Source organism: Pseudomonas sp. PSPC2-3, assembly GCF_049898265.1.
Lineage (GTDB): Bacteria > Pseudomonadota > Gammaproteobacteria > Pseudomonadales > Pseudomonadaceae > Aquipseudomonas > Aquipseudomonas veronii.
In genome coordinates, this window is sequence record NZ_JAFCXJ010000017.1 from 75,922 (window position 1) to 91,308 (window position 15,387).

The window sequence follows — 15,387 nt, forward strand, 5'->3', positions numbered from 1 at the left end:
TTATAGGCAATCTTCAACACACCCCGGGTCAAGTGTGGGAGGGGGCTTGCCCCCTCCCACCTTTAGATCAGTGTAATGCCGGGCGTGAGTGTGGCTGGCAGCACCAGGCTTGGGGTTTCCAGGGACGCCACCGGGTACGCGCAATAATCCGCTGCGTAATAGGCGCTGGCGCGATGGTTGCCCGAAGCCCCGACACCACCGAACGGCGCGGTACTGGCGGCGCCGGTCAGTTGTTTGTTCCAGTTGACGATCCCGGCGCGGCTTTCCAGCCAGAATTGCTGGTAGCGCGCTTCGGAGTCCGACAACAAACCGGCGGCCAGGCCGTATTGGGTGTTGTTGGCCTCGGCAATCGCCGCGGCGAAATCAGCGTAGCGGATCACCTGCAACAGCGGGCCGAACAGCTCTTCATCGGCGCGCTCGCTCACTTCGGTCACGTCAATGATGCCCGGGGTCAACAACGCGGCCTGAGCCTGCGGCTGGGTCATTTCCAGCAGCGCCACGGCGCCGTTGGCCAACAGCAGTTCCTGAGCGTCCATCAAGGCTTTCGCCGCCGCCAGGGAAATCACCGAGCCCATGAACGGCGCCGGTTGCTGGTCGAATGCACCGACCGCAATCGTCGCGCTGACCGCCACCAGCCGCGCCAGCAGCGCATCGCCCCAGGCGCCTTCGGGCACCAGCAAGCGACGGGCACAGGTGCAACGCTGGCCGGCCGAGATAAACGCCGATTGGATGATGGTGTAGACCGCCGCATCCACGTCGGCCACTTGATCCACCACCAGCGGGTTGTTACCGCCCATTTCCAGGGCCAGGATCTTGTCCGGGCGCCCGGAGAACTGCTGGTGCAGGTGGTTGCCGGTGCGGCTGGAGCCGGTGAAGAACAACCCGTCGATACCCGGGTTGGCCGCCAGGGCGATCCCGGTTTCCCGCGCGCCTTGCAGCAGGTTCAACACGCCCGCCGGCAGGCCGGCTTCGATCCAGCATTGCACGGTCAGCTCGGCGACTTTCGGGGTCAACTCGCTGGGTTTGAACAGCACGGTATTGCCCGCCAGCAACGCCGGGACGATATGCCCATTGGGCAGGTGGCCGGGGAAGTTGTAAGGACCAAACACCGCCACCACGCCGTGAGGCTTGTGGCGCAGCACGGCGGTGGCGTCGCCCAGCGGGCCGCTCTTCTCGCCGGTACGCTCGCGGTAGCTTTGCACCGAGATCGCGATCTTGTTGGCCATGCTGGTGACTTCGGTGGCCGATTCCCACAGGGGCTTGCCGGTTTCTTCACCGATGCAGCGGGCGATTTCATCGGCGCGGCTTTTCAAGGTATTGGCGAAGGCTTCGAGCACGCCGATGCGCTCTTCCAACGAGCGCCGGGCCCACGCCGGAAACGCCTGGCGCGCCGCCTGCACGGCGGATTCGACCTGTTCGGCGCTGGCGCCATTGCCGGCCCACAGCACGTGCTGGGTCACCGGGTTGCGCGATTCGAACAACTCACCCTGGCCAGCCAGCCAGCTACCTGCGATATACAGCGAATTCATTATTTCGACTCCCGAGCAGCAGACAACGGTACGGCACGCACTTGATCGCCCACCACCAGCTGCAGGCGCTTGGCGGTCAACGGATCGACCACCAGCGTGCCTGCCGCCAGGCGGGCCGGTGCGGCGGTGATGCGGCACTCTTCGCGCTTGCGGTTATGGATCAGGAACGGCGTGGCGTCGTCGCCTGGCGTGCCGATGGCCAACACCAGCGACTGGCTGTCGCGCACCGCACGGATCTTGCTGGTCTCACATTCCACCGCCGGGCCGGCGTCGAAAATGTCGACATAGCCCTGGTAGCTGAACCCTTCGCTCTTGAGCATGCTCAGCGCCGGCTCGGTGTCCGGGTGGACCTTGCCGATCACGTTGCGCGCATCCTCCGACAGGAAGCAGCTGTACAGCGGAAATTTCGGCATCAACTCGGCGATAAAGGCTTTGTTGCCCACGCCGGTGAGGTAGTCGGCCTGGCTGAATTCCATCTTGAAGAAGTGTCGGCCCAGGCTTTCCCAGAACGGCGAACGCCCGGCTTCATTGGACACGCCGCGCATCTCGGCGATGATCTTGTTGCCGAACAACTGCGGGAACTCCGCGATAAACAGCAGGCGCGCCTTGGCCAGCATGCGGCCGTTGAGGCCGTTGCGGTAATCGGCGTGCAGGAACAACGAACACAGTTCGGAGTTGCCGGTGAGGTCGTTGGCCAGGAACAGCGTCGGGATCTCACGGTAGATATTCAGCTCCTGGGAGGCGCTGACGGTCAGGCCGACCCGGAAGTTGTACCAGGGCTCGCGCAGGCCGACGGCGCCGGCGATGGCGGAAATCCCCACCACGCGGCCTTCGTCGTTTTCCAGCACGAACAGGTAGTCGGCATCCCCGCGCCCGGCTTCGCCGCGGAAGGTTTTTTCGGCCCAGCCGACCCGGTGGGTCAGGCGCTCTTCGTTGGCCGGCAAGGTGGTCAGGCCGGTGCCGGTGCTGCGCGCCAGATCAATCAGGGCCGGTAAATCGCTGCTGCGTACGGGACGAACGATCATGCTATCTCCTCAGGCGGGCCGCCCGTTCAGGCCACCCGCAAAACTCTGCGTTAAACCGCAACCAAACGCACGCTGGCGCCTTCGCCGACGCCCAGGGCTTCGGCCGCTTCCAGGTCCAGGGTCACCGGTTTGCCGGGCGCGTAGTCCAGCTCCAGCAGCACCGCGCGGTAATCCTGCAACTGCGCGTTGCTCACCAGGTACTGGCGGCCGACACCCTTGACCCTCTCGCCGATCTTCACCGGCACCACGCGGCTCTGGGCGATCGAGCGAATGCCCGAGACCCGCGCGTGCAGCGTCGGGCCGCCGTCGAAGATGTCGATGTAGTGATCGGTCTCGAAGCCTTCGCGCATGAGGATGTCGAAGGTGATCTGCGCACGCGGATGCACCTGGCCCATGGCTTCCTGAGCTTCGTCCGGCAGCAGCGGCACGTAGATCGGGTAGTGCGGCATCAGCTCGGCGAGGAACGTGCGGCTTTTCAGCCCGCACAGGCGCTCGGCGGCGGCGTAGTTGAGGTCGAAGAAGTTGCGCCCGATGGCGTCCCAGAACGGCGAATCACCGTTCTCGTCGCTGTAGCCGACAATCTCGGTCACCACCGAGTCGGCGAAGCGCTCGGGATGGCTGGCGACGAACAACAGGCGGCCGCGGGAATTGAGTTCCGACCACGGCGAACCGACCAGCTCCGGCACCACGTAGAAGCTGGTGAGCAGGCTGTTGCCGGTGAGGTCGTGGCACTGGGAAAGCACGTGGATCTTGTTGTGGATCTTCAGCTCGCGGGAGGCGTGGACGAAGGTCTCGTTACGGAAGCTGTAGAACGGTTCCGAGTAGCCGGCCGAGGCGACGATGGCCGAACAGCCGACGAGCTTGCCGGTCTCGGTGTCTTCGAGCACGAAGAAATAGCTTTCTTCACCGTTGAAACTGACCTCGGCAGCGAAGGACGCTTCGCTGGCGGCGATCTTGTCGCTCAGGCGCTCCACATCGTCCGGCAAGGAGGTGACACCAATCGGGCTGTCCGCAGCCAGACGCTGCACCTCGCCCAGATCAGCCATTTGCGCGGGGCGCATCACCAGCATGGTGTCACTCCTTAACTCGAAAAACTCATAGGAAAAAGTACCGGACAGGTCAGGAACAACACATATCCAATGTGGGAGGGGCGGTGCGACGATTCGACTTGCCCCCGATAGCAGTCTGTCAGTTGATACATCTGGTGACTGATACACCGCTATCGGGGGCAAGCCCCCTCCCACATTCGACCCAGTCCGACAGATAAATGTGTATCAGGCTTGGGTCAGTGTTTTAACAGCACGCTCAAAACGGTCCAGGCCTTCATTGATGTCCGCATCCTCCACCACCAGGCTCGGCGCGAAACGCACCACGTCGGGGCCGGCTTGCAGGATCATCAGGTTTTCTTTCTCGGCCGCGTTGAACACGTCCTTGGCCTTGCCTTTCCAGGCGTCGCTCAACACGCAACCGAGCAGCAGGCCGAGGCCGCGCACTTCGCTGAAGATCCCGTATTGTTTGCCGATCTGTTCCAGGCGGGCCTTGAACAGGTCGTGCTTGGCGTTGACGCCGGCCAGCACTTCAGGCGTGTTGATCACATCGATCACCGCCCCCGCCACCGCACACGCCAGCGGGTTGCCGCCGTAGGTGGTGCCGTGGGTGCCGACCACCAAGTGCTTGGCCAAGGCTTCCGTGGTGAGCATCGCGGCAATCGGGAAACCGCCGCCCAGGCTCTTGGCGCTGGTGAGAATGTCCGGCACCACACCGTAGTGCTGGTAGGCGAACAGATGGCCGCTGCGGCCCATGCCGGTCTGCACTTCGTCGAACACCAGCAGCGCGTCGTGGGCGTCGCACAGTTCGCGGGCGCCTTGCAGGTAGGCCAGCTCGGCCGGCAGTACGCCGCCCTCGCCTTGCACCGGTTCCAGCACCACGGCGCAGGTCTTGTCCGACACGGCAGCTTTCAGCGCGGCCAGGTCATTGAACGGCACATGGGTGATACCGGTGATCTTCGGCCCGAAGCCGTCGGAGTACTTCGACTGGCCACCGACGTTGACGGTGAACAGGGTGCGGCCGTGGAAGCTGTTGAGGGCGGCGATGATCTCGTATTTCTCGCTGCCGAAGCGGTCGAACGCCACGCGACGGGCCAGCTTGAACGCAGCCTCGTTGGCTTCGGCGCCGGAGTTGCAGAAGAACACACGCTCGGCAAAAGTGGCGTCGATCAACTTGTGGGCCAGGCGCAGGGCCGGCTCATTGGTGAAGACGTTGGAGACGTGCCACAGCTTGTGGGCCTGTTCGGTCAACGCACCGACCAGCGCCGGGTGGGCATGGCCCAAAACATTGACCGCGATGCCGCCGGCAAAGTCGATCAGCTCGCGACCCGCCTGGTCCCACACGCGCGAACCTGCGCCGCGCACGGGGATGAATGCGGCAGGTGCGTAATTGGGCACCATGACCTGGTCGAAATCGGCACGTTGCACCGGGGCTTGCTCAACGGACATCGGAGTCTCCTGAAGAGGAACGCCTGCCTGGAACTGGCGGGCGATGCAGGGATTGTAAGGACAGTTTTCAGCGCGGCCTTGCCGCCAAGCGACAACTTCTTATAGCGCCAACCCGCGATTTTGGCGGGTTTACGCCAATGCGACAAATAGCATCGCAATGGCGCAGTTTAAACGCTACCGGGGCACAGCGGCAGGTGGTCGAGCAGGATAGGCGTAACTTGGCCGGCGGCCGGCTATCTATCTACCGCAGGGATCGCGCGGGTGAGATCAACCGCGTTCGGACGGCACCGACGACAACTCGAACGGGCTGCTGCTGCGTCGCTGGTTGCGGTCTTCGCGGGGGGTGGCGCCGAAGAAATTGCGGTAGGCGCTGGAGAAGTGCGGCCCCGAGGAGAAGCCGCAGGACAGGCCGATCTGGATGATCGACTTGCTGGTTTGCATCAGCATCTGGCGGGCCTTGTTCAGGCGCAGTTCCAGGTAATACTGGCTGGGGACGCGATTGAGGTATTGCTTGAAGATGCGTTCCAGTTGTCGTCGCGACACGCAGACATGCTGGGCGATTTCGTCGGTGGTCAGCGGTTCTTCGATGTTGGCCTCCATCAACAGCACCGCCTGGGTCAGCTTCGGATGGCTCGAGCCCAGGCGGTTTTGCAGAGGGATGCGCTGGCGCTCGCCGCCTTCGCGGATGCGCTCCACCACCAGTTCCTCGGACACCGCACCGGCCAGCTCGGCGCCGTGATCACGGGCCAGCACCGCCAGCAACAGGTCGAGTACCGACATGCCGCCACAGGCGGTCAGGCGATCGCGGTCCCAGTCGAACAGATGGCTGGTGGCGATGACCTTGGGGAAGCGCTCGGCGAAATCGTCCTGCCAGCGCCAATGCACGGCGGCGCGGTAGCCGTCGAGCAGACCGAGATGAGCCAGCGGGTAGACACCGGCCGACAAGCCGCCGATCACACACCCGGCGCGCACCAGTTGCTTGAGCGCGGTGCTGAGCTGCGAAGCGATCGCGGTGGGCGGTTCGTCGGCCAGCAGGAACAGTTTCTGGAAGCCTTCGAGCTTGCCGGCCCACGGCCCGCCGGGCAGTTGCCAGGCGCCATCGGTCTGCGGTTCGGCCTGCAGAAACGACAGTTCATAGACCACCTCCGGATGCACCCGCTGAGCAACGCGCAAGGCCTCCTCAGCCAGCGCAAGCGTCAGTGCTTTTGTGCTGGGCCAAATCAGGAAACCAATTCGATGGGCAGTCATGGAGGGCTATCCGAAGCAAAAACAGTGAAAGAAGCCGTGGGCCAATGCTAGCCCGTAAACGAACACAAATCTCAAAAACGATGAACATCCAATGTGGGAGGGGCGGTGCGACGATTCGACTTGCCCCCGATAGCGGTGTATCAGTCACCAGATGTATCAACTGACAGACTGCTATCGGGGGCAAGCCCCCTCCCACATAAAAGGAGTGGCTACTTCAAGCTGCCGGAGAGGAACTGCTGAAGCCGCTCAGACTGGGGATTGACCAGCACTTCGCGCGGGTTGCCGCGTTCTTCGACGATGCCTTTGTGCAGGAATACCAACTGGTTGGACACTTCACGGGCAAAGCCCATTTCGTGGGTCACCACCACCATGGTGCGGCCTTCCTGGGCCAGGTCCTGCATGACTTTCAACACTTCGCCGACCAACTCCGGGTCCAGCGCCGAGGTGGGTTCGTCGAACAGCATCACCTCCGGCTCCATCGCCAGCGCACGGGCAATCGCCACGCGCTGTTGCTCGCCACCGGACATATGGCCGGGGAACGCATCCTTACGATGGCCCACGCCGACTTTGGCCAGGTAGTGCTCGGCCTTTTCCCGCGCGTCCTTTTTCGACATGCCCAGCACATGCACCGGGGCTTCCATCACGTTTTCCAGCGCGGTCATGTGCGACCACAGGTTGAAATGCTGGAACACCATGGACAGGCGCGAACGCATGCGTTGCAGCTGTTTCGGGTCGGCGGCCCGCAGGGCGCCGTCTTTGCCGGCCACCAGTTTCAGCTCTTCGTTATTGAGCAGGATCTTGCCGGCGTGGGGCTGCTCCAGCAGGTTGACGCAGCGCAAAAAGGTACTTTTGCCCGAACCGCTGGAACCGATGATGCTGATCACATCACCGGCCGCGGCGGCCAGGGACACGCCTTTGAGCACTTCATGACTGCCATAGCGTTTATGCAGGTCTTGGACTTCAAGCTTGTACATGCGGTCGGTTCTCACAAAAACAGGTGGTCAGTCGTTGAGCAAGCGCCCGTGACGCAGCGCTTCGCGCCCCGCCACCTTGGCCAGCCAGAAACCCGCTTGGGCATAACGTAGCCGTTCAACGGCAAACAGCACCCCCGAAGTGCCGGCGCAGATGATGCTCACGCGGTCTTCCAGAGGGTCGATCACTTCAAAAACCGGCTCGCCGGCGTCCACCCAGTCACCGGCTTTACGCAGGTAACTGATCACGCCAGCGTGGGGTGCAAACAGCAATTCGGTGCCTTCGAAGGGCACGCCTTCGCAGGGTTCGTGACGTGGCGCCGGCCACTCACCTTTAATCAGGCCCTGCTCGGCGAGGAACGCGAGGATGCCTTCGGCGTGGAAGATCGCTTCGTCGCGGCCGGTATCGGCCTGGCCGCCCAGTTCCAGGGTGGTCGCCAGGCACGCCAGCGGAATCTGCGCCTCGGGGAACGCCCGCGACACACGCAGCCAGGGCAGCGAGCAGGCTTCATCGAACGAGCTGCCGCCGGAGTCTTCCGCCAGCAGCCCGACTTTCACATTCAAATGCGCCGACAGCGACCGCCACTGCGGCCAATGCTGGGGCAGCGCGTACATGTGCAGCGCGGCTTCGGCGTCGCAATGCAGGTCGAGGACGATGTCCGCGGTGCAGGCGTGGCTCAGCAGCACCCGCTGCATGCCTTGCAACTGGCTGGCCGGCGCGGGCAGCGCGTCGAGCGTATCGCGCATCGCCTGGCGGATCACGCGCACGTTGGCATGGGGATCATCGCCGAGCTTGCCGTGCAGTTGTGCGATCAGCGGTTCGCTCAACTCGACGAAATCGCGGTTGAAATTCTTGCCGCTGCCAATCTCGAAACGCCCTTGATGGCTGCCTTGCAACAGCTGGCCCAGGCCCATCGGGTTGGCCACCGGCACCAACTCGATCACGCCGTTGAGCGCGCCTTGCTGTTCCAGTTCGGTCAGGCGCTTTTTCAGCTCCCACGCGGCACGCATCCCCGGCAGTTCATCGGCGTGCAGGCTGGCCTGGATGTAGGCCTTGCGCTCGCCGCTGCCGAAACGGAACACGCTCAGTTGGCGCTCGCAACCCAGGTGGCCCCAGGGCAACAGGTGATCGATACGTTCCATATCAGTGCTTCCGTGGAGCCAGGTAGCTCAGCCAGCGGCGCTCGGCCAACTTGAACAGGCGCACCAGGATGAAGGTCAGGCACAGGTAGAACGCGCCGGCGGTGATATAGGCTTCGAACGGCAGGTAGAACTGTGCGTTCACCGTGCGCGCGGCACCGGTGATGTCGATCAGGGTGACGATGGATGCCAGGCTGGTGGTCTGCAGCATCATGATCACTTCGTTGCTGTACTGCGGCAGCGCCCGGCGCAGGGCCGATGGCAGCAGGATGCGGCGGTACAGTTTGTAGCGCGACATGCCCATGGCCTTGGCCGCTTCGATCTCGCCGTTGGGGGTGGCCTTGAGGCTCCCGGCGATGATTTCGGCGGTGTAGGCACTGGTGTTGATCGCAAAGGCCAGGCACGCGCAGAACGTGGCGCTGGACAACAGCGGCCACAGGAAGCTCTCGCGCACCGCCTGGAACTGGGCCAGGCCGTAGTAGATCAAGAACAGCTGCACCAGCATCGGTGTGCCGCGGATCACATAGGTGTAGAGCCAGGCCGCGCCGTTGACGATCGGCTGCTTGGACACCCGCATCAAGCCCAGGGGCAAGGCGGCGAGCAGGCCGAAGAACAGCGAGATGGCGAGCAGTTTCAGGGTGGTCAGCAAGCCGCCGAGGTACAGCGGCATGGCGTCCCAGATGACGTTGTAGTCGAAGATCATAGATCAGCCGCCCTTACGCCTACCGAGTAGCGCTTCTCAAGATGACGCAAGGCCAGCAACGATACGCTGGTGATCACCAGGTACATCGCCGCCACTGCGAGGAAGAAGGTAAAAGGCTCGCGGGTGGCATCCGCCGCCTGCTTGGCCTTGAACATCATGTCTTGCAGGCCCACCACCGAAATCAGCGCGGTGGCCTTGGTCAGGACCAGCCAGTTGTTGGTAAACCCGGGGATCGCCAGCCGGATCATCTGCGGCACCATCACCCGGAAAAACACCTGGAAAGGGCTCATGCCATACGCCAGGCCGGCTTCGGCCTGGCCCTTGGGGATGGCCATGAAGGCGCCGCGGAAGGTTTCCGACAGGTAGGCGCCAAAGATGAAACCCAGGGTGCCGATACCGGCGGCCAAGGGGTTCAAGTCGATATAGTCGTCATAGCCAAGCATCGGCGCGACGCGGTTGAGCAGGTCCTGACCGCCGTAGAAAATCAGCAGGATCAGCACCAGGTCGGGAATCCCACGGATCACCGTGGAGTACAAGTCACCCAGCCAGGCCAACCAGCGCACCGGCGACAGGCGTAACGCGACCCCGATCAGACCCAGAACGATGGCCAAGGCCATGGACGACAAGGCGAGCTGAAGCGTCAACCATGCGCCATCGAGGATGACGGCCCCGTAGCCTTTCAACATGATTCAGGTCCTCGAAAAGGGGGATGAAAAAATGGCGCAAACCGCAGGAATTCTGTTGCTTGCGCCATTCTGGACAGACCGCTGCGACGATTTACTTGGCGTCTGGGCCGTAAATATCGAAGTTGAAGTACTTGTCCTGGATAGCCTTGTACTTGCCGTTGGCACGAATCGCAGTGATCGCAGCGTTGATGCGGTCCAGGTTTTCCTTGTCGCCTTTACGTACCGCGATACCGATGCCATCGCCGAAGTATTTGCTATCGGTAAAGGCTGGGCCGGTGAACGCGTAGCCTTTACCCGCAGCCGTATCGAGGAAACCTTCCTGCAACAGGGTGGCGTCAGCCACGGTGCCGTCGAGGCGACCGGCTTCCACGTCCAGGTAGATTTCGTTCTGCGAGCTGTAAGGAACAACCGTGGCACCTTTAGGCGCCAGTACTTCCTTGGCGAAACGGTCGTGGATCGAACCGCGCTGCACGCCGATCTTCTTGCCTTTCAACTCATCCAGGCTGTCGCTGACGGTCGTGCCTTCCTTCAACACCAGGCGCGCCGGGGTCAGGTAGTAGCGGTTGGTGAAGTCCACGGACTTCTTGCGGTCGTCGGTGATGGACATGGACGACAGGATCGCGTCGATCTTGCGCACTTTCAGCGCGGGGATCAGGCCGTCGAACTCTTGCTCGACCCAAGTACACTTGACCTTCATCTCTTCGCACAGAGCGTTGCCGATGTCGTAGTCAAAACCGACGATGTTGCCATCCGGCGCCTTCGAGGCAAACGGAGGGTACGCCGCTTCGATACCAATTTTCAGAGGCTTGCCTTCAGCGAAAGCCTGCATGGACAGCACGGACAGCGCCAGGGCGCCCAACAGCACGAGTTTCTTCATCTTGGGACTCCATCGGTATAGGGCAAAACAGCAGTATGAGCCATGGCCCACGATGCGACTGAGTGAAACCGAATAGCGGTGCTGCGTCCTACGCCGATTCAACAGCGGCGACGACGAGCGAGTGATCGGCATTCTAACGACAGGCCGGAAGCCGATATTTCCTCAATGCGACAACAATTTACAGAAGCACCGAGAAAGCGGTTCCAGCACATTGACAGCCCCTGTTTTTTATGCAGAGACAAAAGATATTAAACCTGTTGATACTGCAAATAGCGGGCCTATTATTCGCAAACCCTTCTAGCACGGCAAGTCTGGCGTTTAATCTAATACTGGGAGCTGTCTAAAACGCGGCTTTTCGGTGCAAACCCGTAGCACTTTGCCTCATGTTCGGGCGAAGGGTTACACATTTGCGCCGCTCGGTAACATTCAGAAACGTCCTGACGAAGAAGTCGATATTTATTGGCCTGGGATTATGCAGGTCCATGTGGGAGGGGCGGTGCGACGATTCGACTTGCCCCCGATAGCGGTCTTCAGCCAACTGATCAGTGACTGATCCACCGCCATCGGGGGCAAGCCCCCTCCCACATGGGATCTTCAGTGGCTTCGAGAGACCACAAACATGGGATCTTCAGTGGTTTTGAGAGACCACAAAAAAGCCCCACCCGGCTCACGCCGAATGGGGCTCTGTCCCACCTACCCGTCTTACGCGACGTTCATGGTCTTGTGGGTCTCAATCAAATGCGCCACCACACTTGGGTCGGCCAGGGTGGAGATATCGCCCAAGCCATCGTACTCAGCCGTGGCAATCTTGCGCAGGATACGTCGCATGATTTTGCCCGACCGCGTCTTCGGCAAGCCCGGTGCCCACTGGATCACGTCCGGCGAAGCGATCGGCCCGATTTCCTTGCGCACCCAGTTCTTCAGTTCCAGGCGCAGCGCTTCGGTCGGCTCTTCACCATTTTTCAGGGTGACATACACATAGATGCCCTGGCCCTTGATGTCGTGCGGCACACCCACCACCGCCGCTTCGGCGACTTTCGGGTGGGCGACCATGGCGCTTTCGATCTCGGCGGTCCCCATACGGTGGCCGGACACGTTCAACACGTCATCCACACGGCCGGTGATCCACCAGTAGCCATCTTCATCGCGACGGGCGCCGTCACCGGTGAAGTACATGCCACGGAAGGTCTTGAAGTAGGTATCGACGAAACGGTCATGGTCGCCGTACAGGGTACGGGCCTGGCCTGGCCACGAATCGAGGATCACCAGGTTGCCTTCGGCAGGGCCTTCGATGATGTTGCCCAGGTTATCCACCAAGGCCGGCACCACGCCGAAGAACGGCCGTGCCGCCGAACCCGGCTTGAGCGCATGGGCGCCCGGCAGCGGGCTCATCAGGGTGGCGCCGGTCTCGGTCTGCCACCAGGTATCGACGATCGGGCAACGGGATTGGCCGACGTTCTTGTAGTACCAGTCCCACGCTTCCGGGTTGATCGGCTCACCCACCGAACCCAGTAGGCGCAAGCTGCTGCCATCAACGCCTTCGCAGGCGGCGGTGCCGGAAGCCATCATCGCGCGGATCGCCGTCGGCGCGGTGTAGAGAACATTGACCTTGTGCTTGTCGACGATCTTGCCCACCCGAGTGATGTCCGGGTAGTTAGGCACGCCTTCGAACATCAGCGTGGTCGCGCCATTGGCCAGTGGCCCGTAGACGATATAGGTGTGGCCGGTGATCCAGCCGACGTCAGCGGTACACCAGAAGATTTCGCCCGGACGGTAGTCGAATACGCGCTCATGGGTCAGGGCCGCATACAACAAGTAGCCGCCAGTGGTGTGCTGCACGCCTTTAGGCTTGCCGGTGGAGCCGGAGGTATAAAGGATGAACAGCGCTTCTTCGGCGCCCATCTCTTTCGGCGCGCACACGGTGCCCGCCACTTTCATCAGGTCTTCGTACCAGATGTCGCGATGCTGGTTCCACTTGATGCTGCCACTGGTGCGCTTGCAAACGATGACTTTCTGGACGCTGTTGGTTTCCGGGTTGGTCAGAGCGTCGTCGACGTTGGCCTTCAACGGAATCTTCTTACCGGCGCGCACACCTTCGTCGGCGGTGATCACCACTTTCGACTTACAGTCGATGATGCGACCGGCCAAGGCCTCCGGCGAGAAACCGCCAAACACCACCGAGTGGATCGCACCGATGCGGGCACAGGCCAGCATGGCGACCGCAGCTTCGGGGATCATCGGCATATAAATAGTCACCACGTCGCCGCGGTGTATGTCCTGGCCACGCAGGGCGTTGGCAAACTTGCAGACTTGTTCGTGCAACTCGCGGTAGGTGATGGTGCGGCTGTCGGCAGGGTCATCGCCCTCCCAGATGATCGCCGCCTGGTCGCCGCGCTCGGCGAGGTGACGGTCCAGGCAGTTGTAGGAAACGTTCAAGGTGCCATCGGCAAACCACTTGATGTCGACATGGTGATCGTCGAATGAGGTCTGCTTCACCGTGGTGAAAGGCTTGATCCAGTCAAGACGCTTGGCTTGCTCACGCCAGAAACCATCGGGGTTGACCACCGACTGCTGGTACATGGCCTTGTAGGTCGCCTCGTCAGTCAGCGTGTTGGCTACTGTTTCGGGGCGAACGGGGTACAGGGAAGCCGCACTCATCTTTCTTACCTCGGTGAAATAGTTGTTTTTGTATGACCCCAGTTGTAGCCGGGGTCAGCCTATAGAACCATTCGACGATGGTAGTAACAAGACCCTACAAATTGCCCTGCTATCTCCTTCCCCCCTCTGGCCCGTAGCCTGCGGCGCTTGGCGGACACGTAAAAAAAACTGCGCCGGGGGATTGTTACAAAAACCACCAATAGTGTTTATCAAAAGCACGGGTATATGAATATAACCCGCAGGCCTAAAATCGACTTCGCCAACAAGGCAACCAGATTAACAACGTAACAGCCCCCACGAAGGCACGTTAATCGGAAGTAAACACCCCTAAGTTACACACGAGGCCTCCAAAGGGCCCCGTGCCCCCTTTCGCACTGAAGAAGGTAAAAAGAGAAATGAAAGCTTTATTAGTTATGGCCCTCAGCAGCTTGTGCGCCACCGCCGCCCTGGCCGAGGAAGCCCCGACTGACGTAGCCGGCCAGAACGCCCCGATTGTTGAAGACTACACCTACAGCACTCACCTGGACGTCGCCAAAGTAGTCTCCATGAGCACCATTCCAGATGTATGCGAAGTCGTACCGGTAAAAATGGAATATGAAGACTCCAAAGGTCAGCGCCACATTCTTAACTACCATGTGATGGGTAACGGTTGCTCTAACGGATAACAACTTCGTTAGTTCACATTGACCGTGATCTTATTCGCCGCAAGAAATTGTTCTTGCGGCCAAAAACCCGCCTCCCACTCCCCCGCTCAAAAAACCTCGCCAGCCCCCGCAATAAATAGCCCACCGTCCGTCAAAAAAATCCTCCGGCACCAACCCCCTGTAAACCCTCGCTCTGGCTCGAATACCAGGCGTTTTGTCAGCAATCCGAGCGCATCTGCCGCAACACAAAGCCGTTTTTTTCCCTATAATGCGCGGGTAAATCGGGCCTGCAATATCCCTTTACACTGGGATGAAGAGCCGACCTGAGGCCTCCGCAGGAGCATGCATCTATCGCTCCGCCCCTCAAGCCTCACGCAGAGCACCCGTTCACCCCATTGCGTTTAATGCCTGCGCTAGCTGTTGCAACAAACGATTCCTTAAGATCCACCGCGGCCCGAGGGCCGTGTGAACCCCCAACCATCCGGTTTCACACGGGCACCTTCGAGCCCTCACGCAGGAGACGACACGTCATGCTGAGCTGGGACGAATTCGACAAAGAAGAAGACGGCGAAGTCGCCGTCAAAGGCGCCAACGCCGGCCACGCCACCGAAGCCAACATGGACCGCCTCGACGGTGCCGGCGCCGCTGCCGCCATCGAAGCCCGCGCCGTCACCGCCAACGACTCCGCCGCGATCATCCGCGCCAAGGCTGCCCTCGACAAACTCGACATCGCCGAAGGCCTCGCCGAGCTCGAAGGCGCCTCCGCCCGCGTCGCTGTCGACGAAAAGCGCATGATCAACTGCCGCGCCGACCTCAACCAACTCGTGCCCTTCAAGTACGACTGGGCCTGGCAGAAATACCTCGACGGCTGCGCCAACCACTGGATGCCGCAAGAGGTCAACATGACCGCCGACATCGCGCTGTGGAAAAACCCCGAAGGCCTGACCGACGACGAACGCCGCATCGTCATGCGCAACCTTGGCTTCTTCTCCACCGCCGACTCGCTGGTCGCCAACAACCTGGTCCTGGCCGTGTACCGCCTGATCACCAACCCGGAGTGCCGCCAGTACATCCTGCGCCAGGCCTTCGAAGAGGCGATCCACACCCACGCCTACCAGTACTGCATCGAATCGCTGGCCATGGATGAAGGCGAGATCTTCAACATGTACCACGAGATCCCATCGGTCGCGAAAAAAGCCGCCTGGGGCCTGAAATACACGCGCTCCATCTCCGACCCGAAATTTGAAACCGGCACCGTCGACACCGACAAAGAACTGCTGCGCAACCTGGTGGCCTACTACTGCGTACTGGAAGGCATCTTCTTCTATTGCGGCTTCACCCAGATCCTCTCCATGGGCCGCCGCAACAAAATGACCGGCGTGGCCGAGCAGTTCCAGTACATCCTGCGCGA

Annotated in this window: 13 protein-coding genes; 2 read left to right on the plus strand and 11 right to left on the minus strand. The window is 61.4% G+C overall.

Going from position 1 to position 15,387, the window contains the following annotated elements; genetic code table 11:
- Positions 1-62: 62 nt before the first annotated feature.
- The 11 genes from astD to acs all read right to left on the minus strand — a co-directional run bounded on the left by astD (position 63) and on the right by acs (position 13,332).
- Complete coding sequence (gene astD, locus ACP7E3_RS30725; protein WP_162231510.1) at positions 63-1,532, minus strand: succinylglutamate-semialdehyde dehydrogenase; 1,470 nt, start codon at positions 1,530-1,532, stop codon at positions 63-65.
- Positions 1,529-2,554 carry an arginine N-succinyltransferase gene (gene astA, locus ACP7E3_RS30730; protein ID WP_017849210.1) on the minus strand — a complete coding sequence of 342 codons (1,026 nt, stop codon included), beginning with the start codon at positions 2,552-2,554 and terminating at the stop codon, positions 1,529-1,531. The genes astD and astA overlap by 4 nt, the downstream gene beginning before the upstream one ends.
- A 50-nt stretch (positions 2,555-2,604) precedes the next feature.
- Positions 2,605-3,624, minus strand: a complete 1,020-nt coding sequence (gene aruF, locus ACP7E3_RS30735) for an arginine/ornithine succinyltransferase subunit alpha (RefSeq protein WP_017849211.1) — start codon at positions 3,622-3,624, stop codon at positions 2,605-2,607.
- A 204-nt stretch (positions 3,625-3,828) separates the two neighbouring features.
- A complete protein-coding gene (locus ACP7E3_RS30740) occupies positions 3,829-5,049 on the minus strand; it encodes an aspartate aminotransferase family protein (RefSeq protein WP_046382325.1) in 1,221 nt (406 codons plus the stop codon).
- A gap of 267 nt (positions 5,050-5,316) precedes the next feature.
- Positions 5,317-6,297 (minus strand): GlxA family transcriptional regulator, encoded by a 981-nt coding sequence (locus ACP7E3_RS30745; protein WP_017849213.1) that lies wholly within the window; start codon positions 6,295-6,297, stop codon positions 5,317-5,319.
- A 209-nt stretch (positions 6,298-6,506) separates the two neighbouring features.
- Positions 6,507-7,271: an ABC transporter ATP-binding protein gene (locus ACP7E3_RS30750; protein WP_046382323.1), complete on the minus strand. Its 765-nt coding sequence runs from the start codon at positions 7,269-7,271 to the stop codon at positions 6,507-6,509.
- 27 nt (positions 7,272-7,298) lie between these two features.
- Positions 7,299-8,411, minus strand: coding sequence for a succinylglutamate desuccinylase/aspartoacylase family protein (locus ACP7E3_RS30755; RefSeq protein WP_046382322.1), 1,113 nt, complete (start codon positions 8,409-8,411; stop codon positions 7,299-7,301).
- A 1-nt stretch (position 8,412) separates the two neighbouring features.
- Positions 8,413-9,111 (minus strand): ABC transporter permease, encoded by a 699-nt coding sequence (locus ACP7E3_RS30760; protein WP_017849216.1) that lies wholly within the window; start codon positions 9,109-9,111, stop codon positions 8,413-8,415.
- Entirely contained in the window at positions 9,108-9,797 is a 690-nt protein-coding gene (locus ACP7E3_RS30765) for an ABC transporter permease (RefSeq protein ID WP_010566615.1), read from the minus strand. The genes ACP7E3_RS30760 and ACP7E3_RS30765 overlap by 4 nt, the downstream gene beginning before the upstream one ends.
- A 91-nt stretch (positions 9,798-9,888) precedes the next feature.
- Positions 9,889-10,674, minus strand: a complete 786-nt coding sequence (locus ACP7E3_RS30770; RefSeq protein WP_017849217.1) for an ABC transporter substrate-binding protein — start codon at positions 10,672-10,674, stop codon at positions 9,889-9,891.
- A 702-nt stretch (positions 10,675-11,376) separates the two neighbouring features.
- Positions 11,377-13,332 carry an acetate--CoA ligase gene (gene acs / locus ACP7E3_RS30775; RefSeq protein WP_017849218.1) on the minus strand — a complete coding sequence of 652 codons (1,956 nt, stop codon included), beginning with the start codon at positions 13,330-13,332 and terminating at the stop codon, positions 11,377-11,379.
- Positions 13,333-13,727: 395 nt separating this feature from the next.
- Between acs and ACP7E3_RS30780 the strand changes: the two genes are divergently transcribed.
- Together ACP7E3_RS30780 and ACP7E3_RS30785 are read left to right on the plus strand one after the other, a co-directional pair.
- A complete protein-coding gene (locus ACP7E3_RS30780; protein WP_017849219.1) occupies positions 13,728-13,997 on the plus strand; it encodes a DUF2790 domain-containing protein in 270 nt (89 codons plus the stop codon).
- A gap of 509 nt (positions 13,998-14,506) precedes the next feature.
- On the plus strand, positions 14,507-15,387 hold an 881-nt coding region (locus ACP7E3_RS30785), incomplete at its 3' end, for a ribonucleotide-diphosphate reductase subunit beta (RefSeq protein WP_426125391.1).